Below are 26,234 nucleotides of genomic sequence, written 5' to 3'. Positions count from 1 at the left end.
CCAGCGGACCGTTCCCCGGGGACCAGGCCCTGTCGTGGTGCACGTGCTGAAGCCCGCTCCGTCACTCGCCGATGCTGTGCGTCTCCAGGCTGAGGTTCAACTTCTCCCCGGCGTCCTCGTCGTCGTCGCTCTCCCGCATGACGATCTCCTGCTCGTCCTCGCTCAGGATCTTGACGTCCATCCCGAGGCTCTGGAGCTCTTTCACCAACACCTTGAACGACTCGGGCACACCCGGTTCTGGCACGTTCTCGCCCTTCACGATGGCCTCGTACGTCTTCACGCGTCCGACCACATCGTCCGATTTGACCGTGAGGATCTCCTGCAGCGTGTACGCCGCGCCGTACGCCTCCAGCGCCCAGACCTCCATCTCGCCGAAGCGTTGGCCGCCGAATTGCGCCTTGCCGCCCAGCGGCTGCTGGGTGACCAAAGAATACGGCCCCGTCGAACGGGCGTGGATCTTGTCGTCCACCAGGTGCGCCAGTTTCATCATGTACACGTACCCGACCGTGACGCGGTTGTCGAACGGCTCGCCGGTGCGCCCGTCATACAACACCTGCTTGCCGTCGGCCGGGAAGCCGGCTTCCTCGAGGGTGGCGAACACGTCCTCGGCCTTCGCGCCGTCGAATACCGGCGTCGCGATGTGGATGCCGAGGGCTTTCGCCGCCATCCCCAGGTGGGTCTCCAACACCTGGCCGATGTTCATGCGGGACGGCACGCCCAGCGGATTCAGGACAATTTCCACAGGCGTTCCGTCTTCCAAGAACGGCATGTCTTCCTCCGGAAGGATGCGTGCCACCACACCCTTGTTCCCGTGGCGCCCAGCCATCTTGTCGCCTTCCGAGATCTTGCGCTTCTGCGCGATGTAGACCCGGACCAACTGGTTGACGCCCGCCGGAAGCTCGTCGCCGTTCTCCCGCGTGAACACCTTCACGTCGACCACAATCCCGGCGCCGCCGTGCGGCACGCGAAGCGAGGTGTCGCGCACCTCCCGCGCCTTTTCGCCGAAGATGGCGTGGAGCAACCGCTCCTCCGCCGTCAGCTCCGTCACGCCCTTCGGAGTGACCTTGCCGACCAGGATGTCGCCCGCACGAATCTCGGCCCCGATGCGGATGATGCCCCGCTCGTCGAGGTTCTTCAGCGCGTCCTCGCCGACGTTCGGGATGTCGCGCGTGATCTCCTCCGGCCCCAGCTTGGTGTCGCGCGCCTCCAGCTCATACTCCTCAATGTGAATGGAGGTGTAGATGTCCTCCTTGACGACTTTCTCCGACAGCAGGATGGCGTCCTCGTAGTTGTACCCTTCCCACGTCATGAAGGCGACGAGGACGTTGCGGCCGAGCGCCAGTTCGCCCATGTCCGTGGCGGGTCCGTCGGCGATGATGTCGCCCGCCCGGACCTCCTGGCCCTCGCGCACGATGGGCCGCTGGTTGATGCATGTGTTTTGGTTGGAGCGCACAAACTTCTGCAGCCGGTACTTGTCGAGGTCCCCGTACACGGTGCGGCCGTCGATCTCCCGCTTGACCCGCACCCAGATCTCGCGCGCTGTCACCCGTTCCACGACGCCGTCCCGCCGCGCGACCACGCAGACCCCCGAGTCCTTCGCCGCCTTGTGCTCCATGCCCGTTCCGACCAACGGCGCCTCCGTCACCAACAGCGGCACCGCCTGACGCTGCATGTTCGATCCCATCAGCGCGCGGTTCGCGTCGTCGTTCTCCAAGAACGGGATCAAGGCCGTCGCCACCGATACAACCTGCTTCGGCGACACGTCCATGTAGTCGACCCGCTCGCGCGGCACCGCGATGATATCGCCCCGGTAGCGGGCGACGACCTCGGTATCCGCCAGACGGCCGTCCTCCGTCAGTTCCGCGTTGGCCTGCGCGACGATGTAGTTCTCTTCTTCATCGGCCGTGAGGTAGTCGACGTGGTCGGTGACCACCCCAGTGTCCGGGTCCACTTTCCGATAGGGCGTCTCAATAAACCCGTACTCGTTGACGCGCGCGTACGAAGACAACGAGTTGATGAGCCCGATGTTCGGACCTTCCGGCGTCTCAATCGGACACATACGACCGTAGTGAGAATAGTGCACGTCGCGCACCTCGAATCCGGCCCGCTCCCGGGTCAGACCGCCCGGCCCCAGAGCCGAGAGACGCCGCTTGTGCGTCAGCTCCGCCAGCGGATTGGTCTGGTCCATGAACTGAGAAAGCTGGCTGGAACCGAAGAACTCTTTGATGGCCGCAATCACCGGCCGGATGTTGATCAACGCCTGCGGCGTGATGGCGCTGGCGTCCTGAATCGACATCCGTTCCCGGACGACCCGCTCCATCCGCGACAGACCGATTCGGAATTGGTTTTGCAACAGCTCGCCGACGGAACGCAGGCGGCGGTTGCCCAGGTGGTCGATGTCGTCCGTGGAACCCACGCCGTGCAGCAGATTGAAGAAATAGCTGATGGCCGCGATGATGTCGGCCGGCATAATGTGTTTCACGTGCTGCGGAATGGACCCGTTGCCGATGACGTGCAGGACCTTACCGTCCTCGACCGGACTGAAGATCTTGACCATCTGCAGGGAGATGGTGTCGTCCGGAGCCAGCTCCGGTGTGCCGCGCAGGGAGATGCGCCCCACATTGCCCTCGAGTGCAGGGATGATCTTGTCGAGCAGCCGGCGGTCAATCACCTGGCCCGCCTCGGCGATGATCTCGCCGGTGTCCATGTCGACCAGGGTCTCCGCCAGGCGTTGGTTCAACAGGCGGTTTTTCAGGTGCAGCTTTTTGTTGATCTTGTACCGCCCGACGTTGGCCAGGTCATACCGTTTCGGATCGAAGAAACGGGAGGTCAGCAACGCCCTTGCGTTTTCCATTGTCGGCGGTTCGCCCGGGCGCAGGCGTTCGTAAATCTCTACCAGTGCCCTCTCAGTGGAATCTGTGGTATCCTTGTCCAAGGTGTTGCGCAGATACTCGTCCTCACCGAGCAGGTTGATGATCTCCGCGTCCGTCCCGAGCCCCAGCGCGCGCAGAAGGACCGTGATGGGCAGTTTGCGGGTGCGGTCAATCCGGACGTACACCACGTCCTTCGTGTCCGTCTCGAATTCGAGCCAGGCGCCCCGGTTGGGGATCACGGTGGCCGCATACGTGCGCTTGCCGTTTTTGTCGATCTTGCTGTTGAAATAGACGCTCGGGGAACGGACCAGCTGGCTGACGATGACGCGCTCCGCGCCGTTGATGATGAAGGTGCCGGTCTCGGTCATGAGCGGAAAATCCCCCATGAAGACCTCTTGCTCCTTCACCTCGCCGGTCTCCTTGTTGAGCAGCCTCACCTTCACGCGCAGTGGGGCGGCATAGGTGACGTCGCGCTCCTTCGACTCCTCGACATCGTACTTCGGCTCACCCAGGCTGTAGTCGATGAACTCCAGCACCAGATTGCCTGTAAAGTCGGTGATCGGGGAGATGTCCTCGAACATCTCGCGCAGCCCCTCGCGCAGGAACCACTCGTACGACTTCTGCTGAATCTCAATCAGATTCGGCAGATCCAAGACTTCCTGGATGCGGGCGTACGAACGCCGGTCGCGCCATCCGTACTTCACCACGTGTCCCTGCAAGAACGTCACCCCTCATGCGGTTTTCGCATCACACCGGGCGATGACAACAGCAAAGCCACGCCCTATGCGATCAGACAAAAAAGAAATGAGGTCGCGTGGAACCACATTTTTCACAAGGGCATGCAATATTTACCTATCTCCAAGCGGAACAGATTTTAATCATCTCCGCCTTCCCGACTTTGATCAGGGCATACGGATCCCCGTATCAGTTTGCATTGATTGAGTTTACCACGTTCAAAGATCTATGTCAACACATCCGAATTCGTTCTCTCCGCCCTCGGATGGCGGCAGCAGAACACGTGGTACCCGCTCTCCCGTTCGGCCAACGCCACGTCGCCGAACCACGCGGCCAATCGCTCGCGGGCGCTCAGCGCACCGTGCTTCTTGTGGATGACGACCCACAATGCCCCGTCGGGCCGCAGATGTTCGGCCGACTCGGCGAACAACCGGTACACGACCGCTTTGCCCGCGCGGATGGGCGGGTTGAGCAGCACGGCGTCCGCACGCAGGTCAGGAACCGCCGCGAACCCGTCGCTGACCAGCACGCGGGCCCGGTCCCCCAGACGCACATTCCGCTGCGCCAAGGCGACGGCCCTCTCGTTCACGTCCAACAGGGTCCACCGCGACTCGGGGTACACCCGCCCCAAAACCGCCGCCACCACACCGTAACCGCAACCGAGATCGACCACCACCGCCTGCGGTGGCAGCGTCACCGTCTCCAGCAAGACGCGCGTGCCGAAGTCCAGACCGCGCTTGGCGAAGACGCCGGAGTCCGTCAGGATCTCCAGCTCCACGCCGCGCACCTTGAGGTGTACAGAACGGGGACGGCTCTCCGCCTCCGGGGACGCGGTGAAATAGTGACTGTTTCCCGACACGCCGGCTCCCTCCTCGCATCACGCACCGTGTGCCTGGCGCGAACCGCAACGGTCCCCATATACAGAGAGGCACTCGCGCTGCCCCGTCTGGCAGCGCGGGTGCCTCCGGATATGCGGACGGTCTCACTTGATCTCGACCGTCGCACCCGCCTCGGTCAGTTTTGCCTTGATGGCTTCGGCCTCTTCCTTGGAGACCTTCTCCTTCACCGGCTTCGGCGCGCCATCCACCAAGTCCTTCGCTTCCTTCAGGCCAAGGCCCGTGATTTCGCGCACGACCTTGATGACGTTGATCTTCGAGGCGCCGGCGTTCGCCAAAATGACGTCGAACTCCGTCTGCTCGGCCGCTTCCTCGCCGCCGCCAGCCGCCGCGCCGCCGACGACCGCCACCGGTGCCGCGGCCGTCACGCCGAACTCTTCTTCGATGGCCTTGACCAACTCGTTCAGTTCAAGGACCGTCATCCCTTTGATGGTTTCGAGAATGCTGGTGATGGTTTCGCTCGCCACGGGATCTCCTCCTTATGCTTATCCATCTCCCCCGGCCAAGCCGGGGTACATCTCCTTCCTAAACCAAACGCTGCACCGGAGGCCCGATGCGCGCCGTCTCACTCGGCCGCCGGGGCTTCCTGCTTTTCCGCTACCTGCTTGACGGCGTATGCGAAGTTGCGCACGGGTGCCTGCAGCACGCTGAGCAACATGGACAACAGTCCTTCACGCGACGGCAGGTTCGCCAACGCCTCGACTTCCTTCGCGCTGACCACCCGGCCTTCCACGACGCCGCCCTTCAGTTCGAGGGCCTTGTGCTTCTTGGCGAAGTCGAACAACACCTTCGCCGGAGCCACCGGATCTTCAAAACCGAACGCGATGGCGGACGGTCCGGTCAGGTACTCCTCGATGCCGGCGACCTGTGCCTGCGCCGCCGCCCGGCGGGTCAACGTGTTCTTCAACACCCGGTACTCCACGCCGGCTTCCCGCAATTGCTTGCGCAGTTCGGTCACCTCGGCCACATTCAGGCCGCGGTAATCCGTGATAATGGTCGCCTTGCTGCGCGACAGCCGATCCGCGATTTCCGCGACCAGCTGCTCCTTTTCCTCGCGGACTCCCATCGGATTCCTCACACCTCCCGCCGATTGGTTCTGGATGAACCCGTTCCGGCATATGAAAACGCGCCTCCGCAGACACGAAGGCGCGACTCCGCTTCCATCAGCCGCGAACCTCGGTAGGCGGGACGAGCCCATTCTCTCCAGGAGAGCTGGAGACCTACTGTCTACGGTCCATCCGGTATTCGATTCCACGTGGTATATCGTAAGCCACGCGCCCCAGGCCGTCAAGCCCTCCGGCCGCACGCCGCGGTGCGAACATGCCGCCGGCCGGGCGGACGAAGGTCACTCCGCAGCGCGCGCGACACGCAGCGGGTTGACCCGGATGCCCGGGCCCATGGTGGACGACACCGTGACGCTGCGGAAGTACTGGCCCTTTGCGGCCGCCGGGCGCGCCTTGGCCAGCGCGTCAAAGAGGGTGTTGAAGTTGTCCACCAACTGTTCCACGGTGAACGACGCCTTGCCAATGGGCGCGTGGACGATGCCCGCCTTGTCCAGCCGGTACTCAATCTTACCGGCCTTGATCTCCTGCACGGCGCGGGCCACGTCGAACGTGACCGTGCCGGTCTTCGGGTTGGGCATCAAGCCCTTCGGACCGAGGATGCGCCCCAACCGGCCGACCGCGCCCATCATGTCGGGCGTGGCGACCGCGACATCGAAGTCGAGCCAACCCTGGGTGATCTTCTGGATGTAATCCTCATCGCCGACGTAATCGGCGCCGGCCGCTTCCGCTTCCTTGGCCTTCTCGCCCTTCGCGAACACCAGGACACGCGCCGTCTTGCCGGTCCCGTGCGGCAACACCACGGCACCGCGCACCTGCTGATCCTGCTTCCGGGGGTCCACCCCCAGGCGGAACGCCACGTCGACCGACTCGTCGAACTTGGCGGACGCCAACTGCTTGACCAGCTGGAACGCCTCCACCGGCTCATACAGCTTCGTCTTGTCGACCTGCTTCAGCGCTTCTGCGAAACGCTTCGACGTCTTTGCCAACCCCATTCACCTCCGTGTGGTGCTCGGCTGCGGCAGCGAACCGCCGTACAGCCTCCCACGTGTTCCCGCGTGACGCGTCAGTCTTCAATCACGATGCCCATGCTGCGGGCCGTGCCCTCGACCATGCGCATCGCGGCCTCCACCGACGCCGCGTTCAGGTCCGGCATCTTTTGTTCGGCGATCTCTCGAACCTTCGCCCGCTTGACCGTGGCGACCTTCTTCTTGTTGGGTTCCGGCGAACCCGACTCAATGCCGGCCGCCTTCTTCAGGAGCACCGCTGCCGGCGGGGTCTTCAGGTCGAATGTGTACGAACGGTCCTCGTACACATAGATGACAACCGGAATGACCAAACCGACTTGGTCGGCCGTCCGGGCATTAAACTCCTTGCAGAAGCCCATGATATTGCCAACCTGGGCCTGGCCGAGCGCAGGACCCACCGGGGGCGCCGGAGTTGCCTTGCCTGCAGGAATCTGCAGTTTGACGACCTTGATGATTTTCTTCGGCAACGCGTCCACCTCCTTTACCTCAAGATGTGGTATTCGGGCACACGCCCTCCCACACTGGGCGATCCACGCAGCCTCCAAGCGGACGGCCCGAGATCACACAGTACCATATATCCGGCGTTCCTGGGAACGCCACAGAAAATGGATTCGCCCGATCCGCCCACCGGCGGGACGAACCCATGTTCTGCCAATCCATCCAAGAGCGGACCTCCCGCCGCCGGGAAGGAAGTGGCGGGGCTCAACGGGCGCCGGACCTCGAGACGGCCCCGTGCCGGCTCAGGTGAGTTTCTCCACCTGGGTGAAATCCACCTCGAGGGGCGTCTCGCGCCCGAACATGGAGACCAGCACGCGCAGCTTCTGCTGGTCGGCGTGAATCTCCTCCACGCTCCCGATCATATCAGCGAACGGGCCATCCACAATGCGCACGACTTCGCCGACGGTGAAGTCGACTCTGGTCTTGATCTCCTCCGAACCCGACTGGCGCAGGATGGCGCGAACCTCAGAAGGCATCAAGGGAACCGGCTTCGAACCGCCGCCCGCCGATCCGACGAACCCCGTGACCCCCGGCGTATTCCGAACCACGTACCAGGAGTCGTCCGTCATGATCATCTCCACCAGGACATAACCCGGGAAGACCTTACGTTGGACAAGGCGTTTCTTGCCGTTCTTCACTTCCCACTCTTCTTCGGTCGGCACCATGACACGGAAGATCTTGTCCTCCATGCCCATGGTCTGCACGCGGCTCTCGAGGTTTTGCTTGACTTTGTTCTCGTAGCCAGAGTACGTGTGAATGACGTACCACTGTTTTTCGAGGTTCTCCATGTTGAGGGCGGCCGCCCCGCACCCCCCATACCAAACGCCGCAGGCGCACCGGCTCCCGGCTCACCCGCGGCTCATCGTATTCAGACCAGATTGACCAGCGCAAACAGCCTGGCCACACCGAGGTCGAAGCCCCACACCAACAAGCCCATGAGGAAGCACACCAACAACGCGGCCACTGTATAATTGACCACTTCTCTTCGCTTTGGCCAGCGCACCCGCCGCAGCTCGTGTACCGTCTCCACGAAGAACCGAACCACACCGGTCCGGCGGGGCTTGGGGTGGACGACCGCATCTTTCGGCTTCGACATCGTGAACGCCCCCGCTCTTCAAGCTCAGACCAGACTCGACGGGCGCAGACGGACACTCGCCCGCGCCGCTTCGCCCCGACGACGTCAGCGGGTCTCCCGGTGCACCGTATGAGAGTTGCAGGTCCGGCAGAACTTCTTGATTTCGAGGCGATCCGGGTCGTTCTTCTTGTTCTTCGTCGTTGTATAGTTCCGTTGTTTGCACTCGGTGCAAGCAAGCGTAATGATTACGCGCATTCCGATACACCTCCCCGGCAGGGCGCACGCCATAATAAAAAGGGCATCCCATGCCCCCTGATAGGCCTAAAATAGGGTAACACAGGGGCCGCGAGGTGTCAATACGCCCCAGCCTTCCGGAAGGCGCCGGGCACGGGGTTCAACATGCCAGTATGGACATCCGCGTGCAGGCGTATACCCCGCCGGACGGGGAATTCCGGGCGGGAAGTCCGCCACTCACCGTCAGGAACCGATGTTTCGTCCGGACAGGTATTTCTCCAACTTCCGCTTGACCCGTTGGAGGGCGTTGTCGATGGATTTCACATGGCGATCGAGATCGACCGCAATCTCCTGGTACGAACGGCCGTCCAGGTACAGCATCAGCACCTGCCGCTCCAAGTCGCTCAATAATTCGGACATTTTCACTTCAATGTCATCAAACTCCTCCTGATGGATCACCAGTTCCTCCGGATCCGTCACCCGGGCGGCCCCAATGACATCCAGGAGCGTTCGATCGGAGTCTTCGTCGTAGATGGGCTTGTCCAAAGAAACGTAGGAATTCAGCGGGATATGCTTTTGGCGAGTCGCCGTCTTGATGGCCGTGATGATCTGGCGAGTGATGCACAGTTCTGCGAACGCTTTGAACGAGGTCAACTTGTCCTCGCGATAATCGCGAATGGATTTGTATAGGCCAATCATGCCTTCTTGGACGATGTCCTCTCGATCCGCGCCGATCAAGAAATAGGAACGAGCCTTTGCGCGCACGAAATTTCGGTATTTATGGATCAGATACTCCAGCGCCTGATCGTCGCCGTTGCGCACAGCTTCCACCAGTTCTTCGTCGCTGCGCTCCTCCAGGGCGTTCACGGAAGACGTCTCTAGTTGCACCGTCAAATAAATCACCCCGAATCGGCTGTCAGGATCGAAGCCATTATACATTATGTAATCTATCACGGTCAATTCCTAGTCCTGTTGCCTGCGCCACGACTCCAGGATGCTGGCCACCTCGCGCTGCAGGTGATCCATCACCCGCGGCGGCGCCGGTTGCGTCCGCTCCTCCGTAATGGCCCGCACCGCAGCCCGCATCTCCTCCACCCGCCGCAACAGCCCGTCCGCCGAGATGCGCAGGGCGCCCCCGCCAAAGGCCACCTGCTGTTCCGCTGCATCCGACGTGGCCACCGTCACCTGGCGGTAGATGTCGCGCAGGCGGTACACCTCGCGCTCGATGTACTGGTCCGCCGTCTCCCCGTACGCCGTGTACACCACCATCACCGGGCCGACGTGATACGCGCGCTCCGGTTCTCCCGTGTGGTGCGCGTCGAACACCACAATCACGTCTTCCCCGGCGTACGCCGCGTATTCCGCCAGGGATGCGACGAGGCGTTCCCGCTGCTCGTCCACGTCCTCCACGTCGCGCAGGGAAATGTGGTTCATCCGGGCAATCACGTTGTACCCGTCCACCATCAGACACTTTCCGCCCCGGCGGGGACTACGCGCGCTGGCGGACGACTTCATACAGCATGACCCCCGCCGCCACCGACGCGTTCAAACTCTGCAAGTGCCCGAGCATCGGCAACCGGACCAGGTAGTCGCAGTGCTCCTTGACCAGCCGGCTGAGCCCCTTGCCCTCGGCGCCGATGACCAACGCCATGGCGCCCCGGTAGTCCACCTCCGTATAGAGGTGTGCCCCCGCGACGTCGGCGCCCACCAACCAGTAGCCCGCCTCCTTCAGCCGCTCCATCGCCTGCACCAGGTTGGCCACGCGCGCCACCGGCACGTATTCGACCGCGCCCGCCGCCGCCTTTGCCACGGCCTCCGTCAAAGGGACCGCCCGCCGCTTGGGGATCACCACCCCCTGCACTGCGGTGGCTTCGGCCGTGCGCAGGATGGCGCCGAAGTTCGCCGGGTCCGTCACCTCGTCCAACAACAACACCAGCGGCGGCTGCCCCGTGTCCCTGGCGATGACGTCGTCCAGTTCCACGTACGCCCTCGGCGCCACGTACGCCGCCACCCCTTGGTGTGCGTCTCCGAACATCCGCGAGAGGGACTGGCGCGGCACCGACTGCACGACAATCCCGGCCGAGCGGGCTCTGCCGAGGATCTCGGTCAGGCTTCCGCCCTCCGCCGAATCGGCGACCAGGATCTTGTTGATGGGGCGCCCCGACTTCAGGGCCTCCAGCACCGGATGCCGTCCGACGATGGCGCCCGCGCCCAACGCATCGGCCGCATCCGCCCAGTCCGGTGTCGCCGGTGTCGCCCGCCTGGCCGGTTGCTCCCGGCGCCCGGGCTGGTCACGGCGCGCCGTCCGCGCCTCCCTCGGGTTGCTTGTCCGCCTGCTCGCGCGCATGTGCATCCTCCTCCCAATCATCGATCGCGGCCAGCGCGCGATGGCACAGTTCATCCAGACGATCCCGCTGACCCGACGTGTACAGATACCCTATCAGCGTCTCAAACCCCGTGCTGTGCCGATAGTCGAGGACATCGGCGCTCTTGCGGGTGTGGCCTGGCTTGGCATTGCGGCCCCGGCGAAGGAAGCCGCGCTCCTCCTCACTGAGCAGCGGCCCCAGCACGGCGGCCAGATGGGCCTGGGAACGCGCGCGCACGTAGCGCGTCGTCGCCTGGTGCAGTTCGTGCGGGCGGCGGACCCCCTTCCGCAGCACGTGTTCCCGCACCCGCAGTTCCCACACCGCATCGCCGATAAACGCCAACGCCAACGTGGGAATGCCGCGCGGATCCAAATGCGCATGCTTGGCATCCTGCGCGCCGTTCATCGCCGGTACCATCTCGTCCCCTGCGGCGTGTCTTCAATGACAATCCCCTGCCGCTCCAGCTCGTCGCGGATGGCGTCCGCCCGGGCGAAATCCCGGCGTTTCCGCGCTTCCGCCCGCTCCGCCAACCGCTGTTCCACCTCGTCCTCGGCGATGCTCCCCGCCGCAGCGTTTGGAACTTCGGCGGCGATCCCGGTCAAGCCCAGCACCCCGAGCAGTTCCTCCAAGAGGTCTTTCCACGCCTGCACGCCCGCCACCGTGACGTCGGAGCCCGCCAGGTAGGTGTTCGCCTGCCGCACGCCCTCAAACAACGCCGCGATGGCATCCGCCGTGTTGAAGTCGTCGTCCATCGCCGCCACAAACTGATCCCGCACCGATTGGATGGCGTCGTTCGGCGCCGCTCCGTCGTGGAGTCCGGCGAATGGCGCCGGGAGCCCGGTGAGCGCCTCCAACCGGTGCTCCAGATTGCGCAGGCAGCGGTCCACCCGCTCCAACGCCTGTTCCGCCTGGTCCATGGCCTCTTCCGTGTAATTGAGCGGGTGGCGGTAGTGCGCGCTCAACAGAAAGAACCGGATGGCCCGCGCCGGACGCCGCTGCAGCAAGTCGCGCGTCAGGATGAAATTCCCCAGGGACTTCGACATCTTCTCCCCGTTGATGTTCAGGGTGCCGTTGTGCATCCAGTAACGCGCGAAGGTGTGCCCCGAACGGGCTTCGCTCTGCGCAATCTCGTTCTCGTGGTGCGGAAACACCAGGTCGCGCCCGCCGGCGTGAATGTCAATCTCTTCACCGAGGTGCTTCAGGTTCATCACCGAGCACTCGATGTGCCATCCTGGGCGCCCCGGCCCCCACGGGCTGTCCCAGAATTCCTCCCCCGGTTTCGCGGCTTTCCAGAGCGCGAAATCGGTCGGATCGTCCTTGTTCTCGTTCACCTCGATGCGAAACCCCGCCTGCATGTCTTCCAATGACTGGTGGGACAGCTTCCCGTACCCGGGGAATGAGGAGGTGTCAAACCACACGTTCCCGTCCCGCACGTAGGCGTGGCCGCCGTCTATCAGGTCCTGGATGAAACGAATGATATCCGGGATGCACTCCGTCACGCGGGGATGGACGTCGGCCCGGCGTATCCCCAGGGCGTCCGCGTCTTCGAAGTACGCCTGGATATAGAAGTCGGCCACGTCCCGGACGTGCTGCCCCGTCTCAAGAGCCCGCTGGATGATGCGGTCGTCCACGTCCGTGAAGTTCTGCACGTAGCGGACCTGATACCCCTGGTATTCCAGGTAGCGGCGGACGGTGTCGAACACGACAAACATGCGCGCGTTGCCGATGTGAAAGTAGTTGTACACCGTCGGTCCGCAGGCGTAAAACCGCACCTTCCCCGGTTCGATGGTCCGGAGCTCCTCCTTCTGCCCAGTCATCGTGTTGTACAACCGGATCGCCATGCGAGGTACCCCTTTCTGGGCATAGTCTGTCCGTCCATGAAAAAAACCGTCCCTGCGCCAGAGACGGTATTGCCGCGGTTCCACTCTGATTGGCGCTTGGATGCGCCCCCTCAGCGGGCCGTTAACGGGGCCCAGGCGCCGGATTTTACTGAGCGCGCCCGGCGGGCGGCGCCGTTCCTTCCGGAGCTGGCGGGCGCACTTCCACGGGGGCCGGCCGAAGGCGCTCCCACCCGGGCCTCGCGGCCCGGCGCCTCCTCTCTGTGGCCGGCGGTCCCGCTTACTCTTCCCGCCAATCGCCGTACCAGTTCACCTTGTGCACCAAGTGATAAGCCTCATTGTATCGACGCACTCGGCTTTGTCAATCGCAGGGCGGCCTCCAACCGCGCCAGCACCCACAATTTGGGCAGCAACGCGATGGTCTGTTGCAGATCCGGGCCATGGATGGCCCCCGTGACCGCCGCGCGCACGGGCATGAACAGATGCCGGCCCTTCACGCCCAGCGCCTGCTGAACGCGCCGGAACCGGGCGCGGCTGGCCTCCGCGCTCCAGTCCTCATCATCCTTCGCCAGTTGCAGATACATGCCGACGACGTCCGCGGCCCCCGTTTCCCCCAACACCGCGCGCGCCTCGTCGGACCAATCCACCTCCGGCGTGAAAAACCCGGCCGCCTCCTCGATGAAGTCGGCGGCACAGGCCAGGTGGTCCTGATGCAGCGCGACCACCCGCTCCAGCCACCCCGCGTCCGTCCCCTCCGGCAACGCCATACCGTGCCGGCGGAGTTGGTCCTGCACCAGCCGGGTCAGGTCAGAGACCGGGAGTTTCCGCAGGTACACCCCCGCCATCCACCGCAGCTTTTCCACGTCGAAGATGGCTCCGCTGTGGCCGACGCGATTGAGATCGAACCGCGCCACCAACTCCGACATGGGCAGAAGCTCCTCTTCCCCTCCCGGAGACCATCCGAGCAAAGCCAGGAAGTTCACCAAGGCCTCGGGCACATACCCGCGATCCCGGTAGACATGGAGCGGCTGCACGTTCGGATCGCGCTTGCTCAGTTTCTTGCGGTCGGCGTTCAGCACCTGCGGCAGGTGCGCGAACGCCGGCGGCGAGAGGTGGAGCGCCTCGTAGATCAGAAGCTGGCGGGGCGTGTTCGAAAGGTGCTCCTCGCCGCGGATCACGTGCGTGATCGCCATCGCCGCGTCATCGACGACGACCTGGAAATTGTACGTCGGCATCCCGTTGGACTTCACGACGACGAAATCCCCAAGGTCGTCACTGACAAATGAAACGGAGCCGCGGACACCGTCGTCAAACGTCAGCGTCCGACCCGCGGGCACCGCGAACCGCCAGTTGGGCCGAAGACCCGCTGCCATCCGCTCCCGGCGTTCCGCCTCGTTGAGGTGCCGACAGCGGCCGCTGTACCGCGGCACGCGCCCTTCGCGCAGCGCTTCCTGCCGCTCGGCCTCCAACTGCTCCGGCGTGCAGAAGCACGGGTACACCCATCCTTCCGCCTCCAGCCGCGCCAAGGCCTCCCGATACAGGGGCAGCCGCTCGGTGCAACGGTAGGGCCCCCGGGGACCACCCACGTCAGGCCCTTCGTCCCAGGTCAGCCCAAGCCACCGGAAGCCCTCCAACATCTCTTCCTCGGCGCCGGCGACGTTGCGCTCCAAATCGGTGTCTTCAATTCGCAGGATGAACGCCCCGCCGTGATGGCGCGCAAACAGGTAGTTGAACAAGGCGGTGCGCACACCGCCGATGTGCAGGTGTCCGGTGGGGCTTGGAGCATAACGCACGCGCACGGTCACCGAGTCACGCCTCCCTCGTATGGCTCGAGCAGGACGACCACCTGGGCGGCCATCCCTTCCTCCCGGCCGACGAATCCCATCTTCTCCATGGTGGTGGCCTTGATGCTCACCCGATCCACATCGCACTCGCACAGTTCGGCGATGCGCGCCCGCATGGCCGGGGCGTGCGGCAAGATCTTCGGGCGCTCCGCCAGGATCACCACATCCAGATTGCCGAGGCGGTACCCGCGATCCCGCACCCATCCCCACACGGTGCGCAACAGCCGGGCGCTGTCCGCCCCCGCCCAGGCGGGATCCGAATTCGGAAAGTGCTGCCCGATGTCTCCGAGGGCCAGCGCCCCGAGCAGGGCGTCCATCACGGCGTGCAGCACCACATCCGCGTCCGAATGGCCTTCCAATCCGGTGTCCGAAGGGATCTCCACCCCGCCGAGCACCAGCCTTCGCCCGGGCGCGAACCGGTGCACGTCAAATCCGAGTCCGATGCGCATCAACCATCCTGCCTCCCCCAGCGCTGCTGCGCCCAGAGCCGCGCGTACTCCCAATCCGCGGGCGTGGTGATCTTCCGGTTCTCCGCCGTGGAAGGCACGACGTGCACCCGGTAGCCGGCCTGCTCCATCACCCACGCGTCGTCGGTCGCCGCACCGGGCCTGTTCACCCGGCCATAGGCGTTCCACATCCAGTCGAGCCGGAATACCTGCGGCGTCTCCGCCAACCACAGCGTGTCCCGGGGAACCGTCGACACGACGCACCCCGCCTCCACCCGCTTCACCGTCTCCGCACACGGCCGAGCCAAGATGGCGGCGCCGGTCTGGACGGCCGTCCGCACCACGCTCTTCACGTCCTCGGAGGAGACGAACGGGCGGGCCGCGTCGTGCACGGCCACCAGAGCCGGCGACCCCGGCGAGGGCGAACCGGCGAAATCCGTCCCGCCAGACCCATCCGCGCCGTGACACGACGCATGGATTTCCCGGAGGCCGTTGTACACGGAATCAAACCGCGTCTCGCCCCCCGCCGTGACCCGCAGCGGCCACCCCATCTCGTCCGCTTCCGCCGACAGCCTGTCCACGTCCTCCCGGGGCACCACCAACCAGACCGGGGCGACCCCCGCGTCCAGGAGAGCGCGTACCGCCCGTACCCAGACAGGAGACCCGGCCAGGTCCAGGAACTGCTTCTTCCTGCCCAGCCGGGTCCCTTGTCCGCCGGCCACCACGATCCCGTAGACCATCCCCGTCTTCACTCCCAGACACACGTCACAGCGCTTTTTCCAACAGCTTCGGCTTTGCGAAGATCATCCGGCCGGCCGATGTCTGCAACACACTGGTCACCAGGACGTCCACCTTGGCCCCGATGTATTCGCGGCCGCCTTCGATGACAATCATCGTGCCGTCGTCCAGATAGGCGACGCCTTGATTGTACTCCTTCCCGTCCTTGATGACCTGCACCGTCAATTCCTCACCGGGGAGCACGATGGGTTTGAGCGCGTTGGCCAGGTCATTGATGTTGAGGACGGGGACGCCTTGCAACTCGCAGACCTTGTTCAAGTTGAAGTCGTTCGTCACGACCTTCCCCTGCAGCTGCTTGGCAAGCCGGACCAGCTTCGAGTCGACCTCCTGCAGGTCCTCGAAGTCGACCTCCATCACCTTGACTTTCACCTTTTGCTCCTTCTGGATCCGGTTGAGCACGTCGAGACCGCGCCGGCCGCGGTTGCGCTTGAGCACGTCAGAAGAGTCCGCGATGTGCTGCAGCTCCTCGAGGACAAACGACGGGATAACCAGCACGCCGTCCAGGAACCCCGTCTGAACCAGGTCCGCGATGCGCCCGTCGATGATGACGCTGGTATCCAGCAATTTCGCCTCGCCCGGGCGGTAACCGCCGCCCCTCTTGTCCTTATCCCGCTCTTTGAGCGTCAGCCGGCCCGCGAACAGCGACACCAGGTCCTCGCGCTTCGTGAACCCGATGCGCAGGCCCAGATACGCTAACAGCAGGCTGACAAAGAACTGCAACGGCAGGCCCACCACCGGGATGACGCGCAGCTCCGGCGCGAACAGATACGCCACCAGCAGCCCGAACACCATCCCGATGGTCCCGCCGACGATATCGGCCAGGGGAGCCTTCTGCAGCCGTTCCTCCGTCCACTTGATGAGCGCGGTCACGTAATTCACCAGCCACACCGTCGACAGCACGAAGATACTGCCGCCCAGCGCAGCCCCAAACCATTTCGAATTAAATGGAGCATAGGTCAGATGAAAGACGATCCTGAATAAGTCCGGAGAAAATGCGTATCCCAACACCACCCCGATGACCGCGAAGAACAACTGCACCATCTTCTTCACCATCGTCCGTCACCCCCTGTCACCAGTATGGGCAAAGATCACTCGAACCAAACTTCCCTTCTCATAGTCGTACGAGCGTATAGAAATATTTGGGGTGGTACACCCAGTGTAACACCCACCGCCGATCCCGTCAAAAAACAAGGGTTGACAGATATGCCAACCGTCCGTGTCACTTGGTCTCCTTGAACAGTTTGGCATCGCGCGGAGCTTCCTCGAACTTTCCGCCGCGGCGCCGGATCATGCGCCCGACGCCATAGAGCGCATACACGGCCAAGGGGATGAAGATGAGGCGATTGACAGCGCTGTGTTGATAGCGAAACACGGCGCAGACCAAGATGGCGAGCAGAGGGACCATGACGATGGCGGAACGCGGAAAGGCGACCTTCTTGAAATTGGGGTACCGAACCTGGCTGATCATCAGCAGGGCCAGGATCAACATCCCCAAGGGAAGGATCACGTCGGACGGGTAGAGCACGTTTTTGTACAGGGCCATCGTGGACAGGATGCCGCCGGCAGCGGTGATGGGCAGCCCGACGAAGTAATGGGTGGACTTCGTCTGCACGTTGAAGCGGGCCAGCCGCAACGCCCCGCACACCGGGAACAGCGTCGCCAGCACGAGCCCCGGCCAGCCCTCGTTCTGAAGCACCACCTCGTACATGATCAGCGCAGGGGCGACGCCGAAGGTCACGATGTCCGACAGCGAATCGAGTTCCTTGCCAAAGGCGCTCTCCGCCCGCAGCCAGCGGGCGACACGGCCGTCCATGCCGTCCAACACCATGCCGATGACCACAAGGAGCGCCGCGTCCGCGGTGAACCCTTGCAGGGCCAGCACCAGCGCCACCATCCCGAGCACCAGGTTGCCGACGGTCAACAGACTGGGCACCATTTTGATAAGCATGCTCATCCTCCTTGGGATTGCGACGCCGTACGCCCGGCAGCGGCGGCCGCTCAAATGTGGCGATCGATGAACACCTGTTCCTGAATCCGCTTCAGTCCGTCCCGGATGGCCCGCGCGCGTACCGCACCGATGCCTTCGACCTGGTCGAGTTCTTCGATGGATGCGGCCAAGATGTGCGACAGGTCTTTGAAATGTTCAACCAGGTTCTCAATCACCGGTTGCGGCAGGCGGGCAATTTTGTTCAGGATGCGGTACCCGCGCGAAGACACCGGCTCATCCCCGATGTTGTTGGTGTTCGGATAGCCCAGCAGCTTCGCCAGCGTGTGCCCGTCCAACAACTCCTCCGACGTCAGGTCGTGGATGGCGGACAACACCTGATGCGGGGTCTCGTCCGGTTCCAACAAGGCGTAGTCTTTCACCAGAAGATACGCCTCCTCGTCGACCCGCGACACCAGTTCGTCGAGCTGCATGCTGATCAACCGGCCCTCGCTGCCCAACTCCGTAATGTACCGTTTGATCTCCGATTTTATGCGCAACACCATCTCAAATCGCTGCAGGACCAGGGTTACTTCCTGAAGTGTCACCAACTCTTCGAACTCCAGCGCGCTGAGGTTGGTCAACGCCTGGTCCAGCACCGCCTTGTACTTCTCCAGCGTCTGGATGGCCTGGTTCGCCTTGTTCAAGATGACCCCGATGTCCTTCAGGGAATATTTGAAGTTTCCCTGGTACAGCGTGATCACGTTGCGGCGTTGGGAGATGCAGATCACCAGCTGGCCCGTCTGTTTCGCCACCCGCTCCGCGGTGCGGTGGCGCGTGCCCGTCTCCGTGGTGTGGATGGTGTGATCCGGATTGAGGTTGGTGTTCGCGTACAGGATCTTCTTGAGATCGTCGCTGACGATGATGGCGCCATCCATCTTGGCCAACTCATACAGGTTGGAGGCCGTCAGGTCGCATTGGATGGGAAATCCGCCGTCGATGAAGCTCAGCACCGTGTCCGAGGCGCCGACCACAATCAGGCCTCCGGTCTTGGCTCGCAGGATGTTCTCGATGCCCTCGCGCAACACGGTGCCGGGTGCCACCATCCGCAGAATTTTATTAATTGCAGCTTCCCGCTTGGAATCCTCGCGCATAGTTCACCCCTGCAGTGCGAGATGCATCGCGTCCCAGAGCGTGTGAACACCGACCACTTGAATGTTCCCCTTCTGCCGCCACCCGCGCAGGCTGTGGGCGGGGACGATGCAGCGGGAGAATCCGAGCTTGTCAGCCTCGCGCACCCGCTGTTCCAACCGCGTGACGGATCGGACTTCTCCGGTCAGGCCGACTTCGCCGACGAAGACGTCACCGGACGGCAGCGGAACGTCCTTGCTGCTGGAGACCAGCGCCATGGCCACGCCCAGGTCGATAGCGGGTTCATCGACGCGCACACCGCCCGCCAGGTTCACATAGGCGTCCGACGTCTGCAGGCGGATGCCCAGCCGCTTTTCCAAGACCGCGATGATCAGGTGGGTGCGGTTGGGGTCCGCGCCGGTGGCCATGCGCCTCGGAGCGGCGAAACTGCTCGGCGTCACCAGGGCCTGAACCTCAAGCAGGAGCGGCCGAGAGCCCTCCAATGCGGCGACGACCGCCGACCCCGGAGTCCGCTCCGAACGCTCCGACAGAAACATCTCGGACGGGTTGGTGACTTCCCGCAGACCTTCCTGTCTCATTTCGAAGATGGCCAGTTCGTTGGTCGATCCAAACCGGTTCTTCACCGCGCGCAGCACACGGTACGCATGGTGACGTTCTCCTTCAAAGTATAGTACCGCGTCAACCATGTGTTCAAGCATGCGGGGTCCTGCCAGATTCCCTTCTTTCGTGACGTGCCCGACGATAAAGGTCGCCAGATTGAAAGATTTGGCCACGCGCAGGAGGAGCCCGGTACATTCCTTCACCTGGGACACACTCCCGGGCGCGGACGTCATCCCCGGACGGTACACCGTCTGGATGGAGTCCACAATCAGCAGGTCCGGGCGCAATTCGTCCGCCGCCCGCAGTGCGGCCTCCAGGTCCGTCTCCGCCAGCACATACACGTTCTCGTGCATCGTCTCCAACCGTTCCGCGCGCAGCCGCAGTTGCCCCGCCGACTCCTCGCCGGAGACATACAGCACGCGCCGGCCCGCGACCGCCAGATGGTGCGCGATCTGCAAGAGCAGCGTGGACTTCCCGATTCCCGGATCCCCGCCGATCAAGACGAGGGACCCGGCCACGACCCCGCCGCCCAACACGCGATCGCACTCGCTCATGCCGGTGCTGAACCGCTGCTCCGACGCCGGTGGAATCTGGCTCATGCGCTGCGCCCGGGACTCGGGCGCGCCCGGGACCAAGTCGCGCAGGTGGCCCCGGCCGCGCGGCGCTTCCACCAGCGTCTCCTCCATGGTGTTCCATTCCCCGCACCCCGGGCACCGCCCGTGCCATTTCACGGCTTCATACCCGCACGATTGACAGACATACTTGGTGCTCGTCTTGGCCACCCCGCCACCTCCGCTCTCGCCTGTTCTCCATCATACCGGAAGCCGGCGGTCCTGGCATTCGCCATCGCACACGATCCCCGCGCCGGGCAGATCTGCACGACGCGCGGAAGCGGCCGAAATACAGGAAGACCCGCGGCCCGATGTCCGGTCAAACCGCGGGTCTCCTGCGCTGTGCCTCCTGGCCCCGGTCAGGCCTGGGGGACGGGGGACTCCGCCGGGCGGACCTGCTGGATCACCAACGTCTTCCCATCCGTGCCGAACTCCACCCAATCCCCTGGTTTGACCTGCTGCGTAAGCAGCGCCTCCGACAGCCGGTCCTCGATATGCCGCTGGATGGCGCGCTTGAGCGGACGGGCGCCGTACTGCGGATCGAACCCTTCCTTGGCGAGGAACTTCTTCGCCTCCTCGGTCAGGGTGAACGAGATGTTCTGCTCCGCCAGCCGCTTCTGCAGGTCGCGCACCATCAGGTCGACAATCTGCGCGATGTGTTCCTCGCTGAGCGGATGGAACACGATGATTTCGTCGATGCGGTTCAAGAACTCCGGCCGGAACGTCCGCTTCAGTTCATCCAACACCTTCGTCTTCATGTCGGTGTACTCGCTGCTGGTGTCCGGCTTGAACCCGAGCGATCCGCCGCGGCGGATGGTCTCCGCGCCGACGTTGGACGTCATGATGATGACCGTGTTGCGGAAGTCGACCGTGCGCCCCTTGCCGTCGGTGAGGCGGCCGTCGTCCAACACCTGCAGGAGGATGTTAAACACCTCCGGGTGCGCCTTCTCCACCTCATCGAGCAGCACCACCGAGTACGGCTTACGCCGCACCTTCTCCGTCAGTTGACCGCCCTCCTCGTAGCCGACGTATCCGGGAGGCGCGCCGACCAAACGGGCTGTCGAGTGGCGCTCCATGAATTCGGACATGTCGATCCGGATCATCGCGTCCTCGTCGCCGAACATCGCTTCCGCCAGCGCCCGGGCCAGTTCCGTCTTGCCGACGCCCGTCGGTCCGAGGAAGATGAACGATCCGATGGGGCGCTTCGGATCCTTGAGCCCCGCCCGCGCCCGCCGGATGGCGCGCGCCACCGCCGTCACCGCCTCGTCCTGGCCAATCACGCGGTCGTGCAGGATCTTCTCCAGGTTCATCAGCCGCTCGGACTCCTCCTGGGCGAGCTGCTTGACCGGGATGCCCGTCCACGCCGACACGATGTGGGCGATGTCCTCGGCCGTCACCTGCACGTCGTGATCGCTCTGGCGGCGCTTCCACTCGGCCTTGCGGTCCTCCAGCTCCTTCTTCAGTTTCTGCTCCTCGTCCCGCAGCGCCGCGGCCTTTTCGAATTCCTGGCTCTGCACGGCGGCGTCCTTCTCGTTCCGCACCCGCTCCAGCCGCGCTTCCAACTCCTTCAGATTCGGCGGCGCGGTGTGGGTGCGAAGGCGCACGCGGGAGGCGGCCTCGTCAATCAGGTCAATCGCCTTGTCCGGCAAGAAGCGGTCGGTGATGTACCGGTCGGACAGCCGCACGGCGGCTTCCAGCGCCTCGTCGGTGATCTTCACCCGGTGGTGTGCCTCGTACCGGTCGCGCAGACCGCGCAGGATCTGGATGGCCTCCTCCGGTGTCGGCTGGTCCACCATGATGGGTTGGAACCGGCGTTCCAGTGCCGCATCTTTCTCGATGTGCTTGCGGTACTCGTCAAGCGTCGTCGCGCCGATGCACTGCAGCTCGCCCCGTGCGAGCGCCGGCTTCAGGATGTTCGACGCGTCGATGGCCCCCTCTGCGCCGCCGGCGCCAATCAACGTGTGCAACTCGTCGATGAAGAGAATCACGTTGCCTGCGTGCCGGATCTCCTCCGTGATCTTCTTCAACCGGTCCTCGAATTCGCCGCGGTACTTCGTCCCGGCGACCACGGTCCCCATGTCGAGCACCATCACCCGCTTGTTACGCAGCGTCTCCGGGATGTCGCCGTTGACGATGCGCTGCGCCAAGCCCTCGGCGATCGCCGTCTTGCCGACACCCGGTTCGCCAATCAGCACTGGGTTGTTCTTCGTCCGGCGGGAGAGCACCTGGATCACGCGTTCGATCTCGGTGCTGCGGCCGATCACCGGATCGAGCTTGCCGTCCCGGGCCATCTGCGTGAGATCCCGCGCCAGCGCGTCCAGCGTCGGAGTCCCGGCGCCGGTGTCCTTGTCGGCGGCCGCATCCGCCGCGTCCCCGCCGAGCAGTTGCAACACCTGTTGGCGCGCCTTGTTGAGGCTCACATTCAAATTCGCCAGCACCCTGGCCGCGACGCCCTCGCCCTCCCGGATGAGGCCGAGCAGGATGTGCTCCGTGCCGACATACGAGTGGTTGAGCTTGCGGGCTTCGTCGATGGACAGCTCAATCACGCGCTTCGCGCGCGGCGTGTACGTCATGGCACTGACGGGGCTCTGGCCGGGGCCGATGATCTTCTCCACCTCGGCCTGCACCTTTTCGGCGCTGACACCCAGAGCCTGCAGGGCCTTGGCGGCAATCCCCTCCCCCTCGCGGACCAATCCGAGCAGGATGTGCTCCGTGCCGACACCGGGGTGATGGAGCCGAGTCGCTTCCTCCTGCGCGAGCGCCAACACCTTCTGCGCACGCTCCGTGAACCGAGTGTACATCAACCACGCACCTCCATATCGTCCAGTCTGAGCCTTTCGCGGATGAGGGCCGCCCGACGGACGTCCCGTTCCTCCGGGGACAGCTCTTGTCCGAAATACTTTTGCAGAAAAGCCGGTTGCGTCATGACCAAAAGCTCCTGCAGGATGCGGGAGGAGACGCCTTTGATGATGCCGAGATCGATGCCCAACCGGACATCGCTCAACCGTTGCAGGGTCTCCTTGGAATCCATCCGGCGCGCGTAGGCCAGGATGCCGAAGGATCTGCATACGCGATCCTCAAGCGCCTCTCTGTTCGCCTGCAGCAGCGCCTTGCGCGCGGCGCGTTCGTGATCGATAAGCTGCAACACCACCCCGGTCAGATTCTGGATGATCTCCTGCTCCGATTCCCCCAGCGTCACCTGGTTCGACACCTGAAACAGATTCCCGGCTGCCTCACTGCCCTCTCCGTACAGACCGCGGACGGTCAAGCCCACCTGTGACACGGCGGACAACAAGCGGTTGATCTGGCCGGAGATGACCAACCCAGGCAGGTGCATCATCACCGAAGCGCGGATTCCAGTCCCCACGTTGGTCGGGCATGCGGTCAAGTACCCCAACCGCTCGTGAAAGGCCCACGTCAACTCGGACTCGAGCGCGTCGTCGACCGTGTTGGCCAGACGCCACGCCTCGTCGACCCGCATCCCCGGGAGAATGCATTGGATGCGCAGATGGTCTTCCTCGTTCACCATGATGCTGATGACCTCATCCTGCCGCAGCGCCACCGCACCGTGCCGCGCCTCTTCGGCGAGGTCACGGCTGATGAGGTGCTTTTCCACCAACACCGCCCGGTCGAGGGGGGTCAGATTGGAGCAGCGGACCAATTCAAAATCTCCCAGTTTCCGCATCGCAGGACTGTTCAACGCCGTGGCGACACGTTCAATCACCTGGTTTGCGTGGCTGTCCGTTTCCAATTGCGGAAACGGGACGCCCTCGAGGTTGCGGGCAATGCGAACCCGGCTGGTCAGCACGATGTCGTCCTGCGGGCCGCCCTCTCGCATCCAGGGACTCGTGGCGCGCTGCAGAAATTCACCCAGTGACATGCCCAGCCCCCCTTTATTCCTCCAACTGCTGTTCCAACCTGCGGATCTCATCCCGCAGCCGGGCGGCGTGCTCAAACTGCTCGAGGCTGACCGCCTGCTGCAATTCCCGCCGCAGCCGCTGCAGCTCTTTCTTCACCTTGACTTGTCCGCCCGCACGCAACGGCACCTTTCCGGTGTGCGTCGTGTTGCTCTGGATCCGCCGGAGCATCGGCTCAAGCCTCGCTTCAAAACTGTCGTAGCAGTGCGGACAGCCGAAGCGTCCGGTCTTGGTGAATTGGCTGTACGGCAATCCGCAGTGGTCGCAGCGCAGTTGCGTCAACGGCGGACTCGAGAATCCCGGCGAGGATTCCATGTTCAACAGGCCGCTCAGCAACTGGTTGAATTGAAACGGATTCCAGCTGTTAAAGGAAAACGCCTGGGCCGCCTTGCTCAAGAGATCGCCTTTCTCCTGGGCGCACTGGTCACACAAATGGTATTCGGTCTTGTCACCGCCAATCACCTGCGTGAAGTGGACGGTGGCCGGACGCTGTTGACACCGTTGACACAGCACAGGTTTCACCCTCCTCGTCGCCCTCGGCGCCTCACCGCTGTGGCCTGGCGTCGTCCTCGGCGCGTTGCACTGCGGCGGACAGAGCCAGCAGCATTTGGGTCAGCAACCGGGCGCGCAGTTCATCGCGATAGGGCAGGTCGACATTCAGGACCTCGCGCCGGACGGCCGCACGCAGCATGGCCGCCTCCCGCTCGCTGACGACCTGCTCCCGCCGCAACCGGTCAATCACGCTCTCCGCTTCCCGTTGGCTGATGGTGCTGCCCATGGATCGGACGAGTGAGACCAACGGCGCGTGTTCGTCGAGATCGATCCGGCGGATCCGAATGTACCCGCCGCCCCCTCGCTTGGACTCGACGACATAACCGTGATCGACCGAAAAACGGGTGCTGATCACATAGTTGATCTGCGAAGGGACGCACTGGAACAGTTCGGCCAATTCACTCCGTTGCACTTCGATGACACCGGATTGGCTTTGCTGCAGAATCCTCTTGAGGTAACGTTCGATGATGTCAGAAATATTGTTCCCCAATGCACCGCTTCACCACCCGTCTCCATACGGTCTGCAGTATCCCGCACCGGATACCTGACCTTGACTGATGTTGACTTTGACCATTTCTGACCTTAATTATAGCGCACGGGCGAAAAAGTGCAAGCACCTGTCTTTCAGCCTTTCCCGCGCAGGCGGTGCACATTCACCCCACCCGGGCTCCGGGCCTTCACCGGTCGGCAGAGGATTCTGGTATACTGTCGTCAGTCTCCGGTTGGCGTGGCCGGTTACGGATGAGTGCCGGACGGTATGCCGTAGTGCTTGACGTCGCCACATTTGCAGACGATGGACGGTTTGGCACGGACGGCCAGCGATCTCGTCCGACAGAAATACCGGAACTCTCATGCAGCGGGATGCCTGAACGCACGATACACATCTGCTTCTCGGCAGGTTCGGAGAGATTTCAGGGAGAAAGGTTGTCGAAGGGTATGGCTTCCAATAAACAGGCAGAGATCGCCCGTGCGGCTGTGAAGCTGTTTGAGCAGAAGGGGTATCATGCGACCTCTGTGCAGGACATCGCGGATGAAGTGGGACTCCAGAAAGGGAGCCTGTATCACTACATTCATTCCAAGGAAGACCTCTTGCTCCAGATTGCCCATCAGGCCATCAGTGATTTTAATCATCAGTTGGAACAGGTCATTGCGTCCGACCTGTCCGCCCGGGAGAAGCTGGTGCGTGCTATCGAAAACCACATCACGGTGTCGGTGTCCAACCTGCAGACGACGACGGTCCTGCTGCGCGAAGCTTTTTCGCTCGGCGAAGACCAGCACAAGGTGATTCAGTCGCTCACGGACCGCTACCTGGAACTGTGGACCAATATCATCCGTGAAGGACAGGAGACGGGCGAATTCCGGACACAGCATCCGAAACTGGCAGCGCTGGCGCTGCTGGGGGCCTGTAACTGGGTGTACCGTTGGTACAAGACATCCGGAGAGATGACTGCGGAACAAATTGCGCAGGTGTTCTCGGACGTGTTCCTGCGCGGACTCCTGGCGGGGACGCCGGTGGACAACGCCTGACGCCGTGAGGCCGTGCCGTGAGGCGGCGGTGTGAGGGAGTCAGGTGCCATAAGACGGTTTCAGTGCGTTATCCGCTCCGTAGCCACCCCGTCTCGACTGCCCATCCCCCACACACAGCAGAAGGCCCGGTCTGCACCTTACCGTGCATTCCGGGCCTTCTCTCTCGCCTGGCGGCGTCCTGCTTTCCCAGGGGCTCCCGCCCCTAGTATCATCGGCGCTGGAGGGCTTAACGGTCGTGTTCGGGATGGGTACGCGTGTT

General features: G+C 63.5%; 26 protein-coding genes and 1 rRNA gene. 1 reads left to right on the top strand and 26 read right to left on the bottom strand.

Annotation, left to right across the window (positions count from 1 at the left end):
- Nucleotides 1-61 precede the first annotated feature (61 nt).
- The 25 genes from rpoB to BM357_RS06470 all read right to left on the bottom strand — a co-directional run bounded on the left by rpoB (nt 62) and on the right by BM357_RS06470 (nt 24,938).
- On the bottom strand, nt 62-3,592 hold the full coding sequence (gene rpoB / locus BM357_RS06590) for a DNA-directed RNA polymerase subunit beta (RefSeq protein WP_074951235.1): 3,531 nt from the start codon (nt 3,590-3,592) through the stop codon (nt 62-64).
- Nucleotides 3,593-3,834: 242 nt separating this feature from the next.
- The gene (locus tag BM357_RS06585; protein WP_074950869.1) at nt 3,835-4,467 is read right to left on the bottom strand and encodes a class I SAM-dependent methyltransferase; all 633 of its coding nucleotides are present in this window, start codon (nt 4,465-4,467) and stop codon (nt 3,835-3,837) included.
- Between the two features lie 123 nt (nt 4,468-4,590).
- Nucleotides 4,591-4,971: a 50S ribosomal protein L7/L12 gene (rplL, locus tag BM357_RS06580; protein ID WP_074950867.1), complete on the bottom strand. Its 381-nt coding sequence runs from the start codon at nt 4,969-4,971 to the stop codon at nt 4,591-4,593.
- A gap of 98 nt (nt 4,972-5,069) precedes the next feature.
- Entirely contained in the window at nt 5,070-5,570 is a 501-nt protein-coding gene (gene rplJ, locus BM357_RS06575) for a 50S ribosomal protein L10 (protein ID WP_074950865.1), read from the bottom strand.
- A 279-nt stretch (nt 5,571-5,849) separates the two neighbouring features.
- Nucleotides 5,850-6,560, bottom strand: coding sequence for a 50S ribosomal protein L1 (gene rplA, locus BM357_RS06570; protein WP_425426523.1), 711 nt, complete (start codon nt 6,558-6,560; stop codon nt 5,850-5,852).
- Nucleotides 6,561-6,631: 71 nt separating this feature from the next.
- Nucleotides 6,632-7,060 carry a 50S ribosomal protein L11 gene (rplK, locus tag BM357_RS06565; RefSeq protein WP_139234600.1) on the bottom strand — a complete coding sequence of 143 codons (429 nt, stop codon included), beginning with the start codon at nt 7,058-7,060 and terminating at the stop codon, nt 6,632-6,634.
- A gap of 273 nt (nt 7,061-7,333) precedes the next feature.
- Nucleotides 7,334-7,879, bottom strand: a complete 546-nt coding sequence (gene nusG, locus BM357_RS06560) for a transcription termination/antitermination protein NusG (RefSeq protein WP_074950863.1) — start codon at nt 7,877-7,879, stop codon at nt 7,334-7,336.
- An 80-nt stretch (nt 7,880-7,959) separates the two neighbouring features.
- The gene (gene secE, locus BM357_RS06555; RefSeq protein WP_074950862.1) at nt 7,960-8,187 is read right to left on the bottom strand and encodes a preprotein translocase subunit SecE; all 228 of its coding nucleotides are present in this window, start codon (nt 8,185-8,187) and stop codon (nt 7,960-7,962) included.
- An 84-nt stretch (nt 8,188-8,271) separates the two neighbouring features.
- Nucleotides 8,272-8,421 (bottom strand): 50S ribosomal protein L33, encoded by a 150-nt coding sequence (rpmG, locus tag BM357_RS06550; RefSeq protein ID WP_074950860.1) that lies wholly within the window; start codon nt 8,419-8,421, stop codon nt 8,272-8,274.
- 222 nt (nt 8,422-8,643) lie between these two features.
- Nucleotides 8,644-9,294, bottom strand: coding sequence for an RNA polymerase sporulation sigma factor SigH (gene sigH / locus BM357_RS06545; RefSeq protein ID WP_074951230.1), 651 nt, complete (start codon nt 9,292-9,294; stop codon nt 8,644-8,646).
- Nucleotides 9,295-9,363: 69 nt separating this feature from the next.
- A complete protein-coding gene (locus BM357_RS06540; RefSeq protein WP_074950859.1) occupies nt 9,364-9,915 on the bottom strand; it encodes an NYN domain-containing protein in 552 nt (183 codons plus the stop codon).
- Complete coding sequence (gene rlmB, locus BM357_RS06535) at nt 9,890-10,747, bottom strand: 23S rRNA (guanosine(2251)-2'-O)-methyltransferase RlmB (RefSeq protein WP_083430262.1); 858 nt, start codon at nt 10,745-10,747, stop codon at nt 9,890-9,892. Before rlmB ends, BM357_RS06540 begins: the two co-directional genes overlap by 26 nt.
- Nucleotides 10,692-11,171: a Mini-ribonuclease 3 gene (locus tag BM357_RS06530; RefSeq protein WP_074950857.1), complete on the bottom strand. Its 480-nt coding sequence runs from the start codon at nt 11,169-11,171 to the stop codon at nt 10,692-10,694. The genes rlmB and BM357_RS06530 overlap by 56 nt, the downstream gene beginning before the upstream one ends.
- Entirely contained in the window at nt 11,168-12,607 is a 1,440-nt protein-coding gene (gene cysS / locus BM357_RS06525) for a cysteine--tRNA ligase (protein WP_074950855.1), read from the bottom strand. Before cysS ends, BM357_RS06530 begins: the two co-directional genes overlap by 4 nt.
- Before the next feature lie 332 nt (nt 12,608-12,939).
- Nucleotides 12,940-14,409, bottom strand: coding sequence for a glutamate--tRNA ligase (gene gltX / locus BM357_RS06520; protein ID WP_074950853.1), 1,470 nt, complete (start codon nt 14,407-14,409; stop codon nt 12,940-12,942).
- Nucleotides 14,406-14,900, bottom strand: a complete 495-nt coding sequence (gene ispF / locus BM357_RS06515; RefSeq protein WP_074950851.1) for a 2-C-methyl-D-erythritol 2,4-cyclodiphosphate synthase — start codon at nt 14,898-14,900, stop codon at nt 14,406-14,408. Before ispF ends, gltX begins: the two co-directional genes overlap by 4 nt.
- Complete coding sequence (locus BM357_RS06510; protein WP_074950849.1) at nt 14,897-15,634, bottom strand: IspD/TarI family cytidylyltransferase; 738 nt, start codon at nt 15,632-15,634, stop codon at nt 14,897-14,899. Before BM357_RS06510 ends, ispF begins: the two co-directional genes overlap by 4 nt.
- A gap of 25 nt (nt 15,635-15,659) precedes the next feature.
- Entirely contained in the window at nt 15,660-16,745 is a 1,086-nt protein-coding gene (locus BM357_RS06505) for a PIN/TRAM domain-containing protein (RefSeq protein WP_074950847.1), read from the bottom strand.
- A gap of 166 nt (nt 16,746-16,911) precedes the next feature.
- A complete protein-coding gene (pssA, locus tag BM357_RS06500; protein WP_074950845.1) occupies nt 16,912-17,640 on the bottom strand; it encodes a CDP-diacylglycerol--serine O-phosphatidyltransferase in 729 nt (242 codons plus the stop codon).
- Between the two features lie 50 nt (nt 17,641-17,690).
- Nucleotides 17,691-18,770, bottom strand: coding sequence for a DNA integrity scanning diadenylate cyclase DisA (gene disA / locus BM357_RS06495; RefSeq protein ID WP_074950843.1), 1,080 nt, complete (start codon nt 18,768-18,770; stop codon nt 17,691-17,693).
- A gap of 3 nt (nt 18,771-18,773) precedes the next feature.
- Nucleotides 18,774-20,150, bottom strand: a complete 1,377-nt coding sequence (gene radA / locus BM357_RS06490) for a DNA repair protein RadA (protein WP_074950841.1) — start codon at nt 20,148-20,150, stop codon at nt 18,774-18,776.
- A 188-nt stretch (nt 20,151-20,338) separates the two neighbouring features.
- Nucleotides 20,339-22,783 (bottom strand): ATP-dependent Clp protease ATP-binding subunit, encoded by a 2,445-nt coding sequence (locus BM357_RS06485; RefSeq protein WP_074950839.1) that lies wholly within the window; start codon nt 22,781-22,783, stop codon nt 20,339-20,341.
- Nucleotides 22,780-23,859 carry a protein arginine kinase gene (mcsB, locus tag BM357_RS06480; RefSeq protein ID WP_074950837.1) on the bottom strand — a complete coding sequence of 360 codons (1,080 nt, stop codon included), beginning with the start codon at nt 23,857-23,859 and terminating at the stop codon, nt 22,780-22,782. The genes BM357_RS06485 and mcsB overlap by 4 nt, the downstream gene beginning before the upstream one ends.
- Before the next feature lie 13 nt (nt 23,860-23,872).
- Nucleotides 23,873-24,409 (bottom strand): UvrB/UvrC motif-containing protein, encoded by a 537-nt coding sequence (locus BM357_RS06475; protein WP_074950836.1) that lies wholly within the window; start codon nt 24,407-24,409, stop codon nt 23,873-23,875.
- A 31-nt stretch (nt 24,410-24,440) separates the two neighbouring features.
- Entirely contained in the window at nt 24,441-24,938 is a 498-nt protein-coding gene (locus BM357_RS06470) for a CtsR family transcriptional regulator (protein WP_074950834.1), read from the bottom strand.
- A gap of 446 nt (nt 24,939-25,384) precedes the next feature.
- On the opposite strand from BM357_RS06470, the gene BM357_RS06465 reads away from it, so the two are divergent.
- Entirely contained in the window at nt 25,385-25,975 is a 591-nt protein-coding gene (locus BM357_RS06465) for a TetR/AcrR family transcriptional regulator (protein WP_074950832.1), read from the top strand.
- Between the two features lie 165 nt (nt 25,976-26,140).
- Here the strand turns inward: BM357_RS06465 and rrf are convergent.
- Nucleotides 26,141-26,234: ribosomal RNA gene (gene rrf, locus BM357_RS06460) — 5S ribosomal RNA — on the bottom strand; the annotation flags it as partial.

The organism is Paenalicyclobacillus macrosporangiidus (assembly GCF_900116805.1).
GTDB classification, from domain to species: domain Bacteria; phylum Bacillota; class Bacilli; order Alicyclobacillales; family Alicyclobacillaceae; genus Alicyclobacillus_H; species Alicyclobacillus_H macrosporangiidus.
The sequence above is the reverse complement of the archived record's forward strand: the minus strand, read 5'-3'. Positions and strand labels throughout refer to the sequence as shown.

What these genes read in the sequence shown, in the direction of transcription:
- nusG (WP_074950863.1), bottom strand. Translation starts at nt 7,879, where the DNA reads ATGGAGAACCTCGAAAAACAGTGGTACGTCATTCACACGTACTCTGGC.
- pssA (WP_074950845.1), bottom strand. Translation starts at nt 17,640, where the DNA reads ATGCTTATCAAAATGGTGCCCAGTCTGTTGACCGTCGGCAACCTGGTG.
- BM357_RS06465 (WP_074950832.1), top strand. Translation starts at nt 25,385, where the DNA reads ATGGCTTCCAATAAACAGGCAGAGATCGCCCGTGCGGCTGTGAAGCTG.
- rpmG (WP_074950860.1), bottom strand. Translation starts at nt 8,421, where the DNA reads ATGCGCGTAATCATTACGCTTGCTTGCACCGAGTGCAAACAACGGAAC.
- disA (WP_074950843.1), bottom strand. Translation starts at nt 18,770, where the DNA reads ATGCGCGAGGATTCCAAGCGGGAAGCTGCAATTAATAAAATTCTGCGG.
- mcsB (WP_074950837.1), bottom strand. Translation starts at nt 23,859, where the DNA reads ATGTCACTGGGTGAATTTCTGCAGCGCGCCACGAGTCCCTGGATGCGA.
- rplJ (WP_074950865.1), bottom strand. Translation starts at nt 5,570, where the DNA reads ATGGGAGTCCGCGAGGAAAAGGAGCAGCTGGTCGCGGAAATCGCGGAT.
- rplA (WP_425426523.1), bottom strand. Translation starts at nt 6,560, where the DNA reads ATGGGGTTGGCAAAGACGTCGAAGCGTTTCGCAGAAGCGCTGAAGCAG.
- BM357_RS06530 (WP_074950857.1), bottom strand. Translation starts at nt 11,171, where the DNA reads ATGAACGGCGCGCAGGATGCCAAGCATGCGCATTTGGATCCGCGCGGC.
- secE (WP_074950862.1), bottom strand. Translation starts at nt 8,187, where the DNA reads ATGTCGAAGCCGAAAGATGCGGTCGTCCACCCCAAGCCCCGCCGGACC.
- BM357_RS06540 (WP_074950859.1), bottom strand. Translation starts at nt 9,915, where the DNA reads ATGAAGTCGTCCGCCAGCGCGCGTAGTCCCCGCCGGGGCGGAAAGTGT.
- BM357_RS06510 (WP_074950849.1), bottom strand. Translation starts at nt 15,634, where the DNA reads ATGGTCTACGGGATCGTGGTGGCCGGCGGACAAGGGACCCGGCTGGGC.
- cysS (WP_074950855.1), bottom strand. Translation starts at nt 12,607, where the DNA reads ATGGCGATCCGGTTGTACAACACGATGACTGGGCAGAAGGAGGAGCTC.
- BM357_RS06505 (WP_074950847.1), bottom strand. Translation starts at nt 16,745, where the DNA reads ATGGTGAAGAAGATGGTGCAGTTGTTCTTCGCGGTCATCGGGGTGGTG.
- rlmB (WP_083430262.1), bottom strand. Translation starts at nt 10,747, where the DNA reads ATGCGCGCGAGCAGGCGGACAAGCAACCCGAGGGAGGCGCGGACGGCG.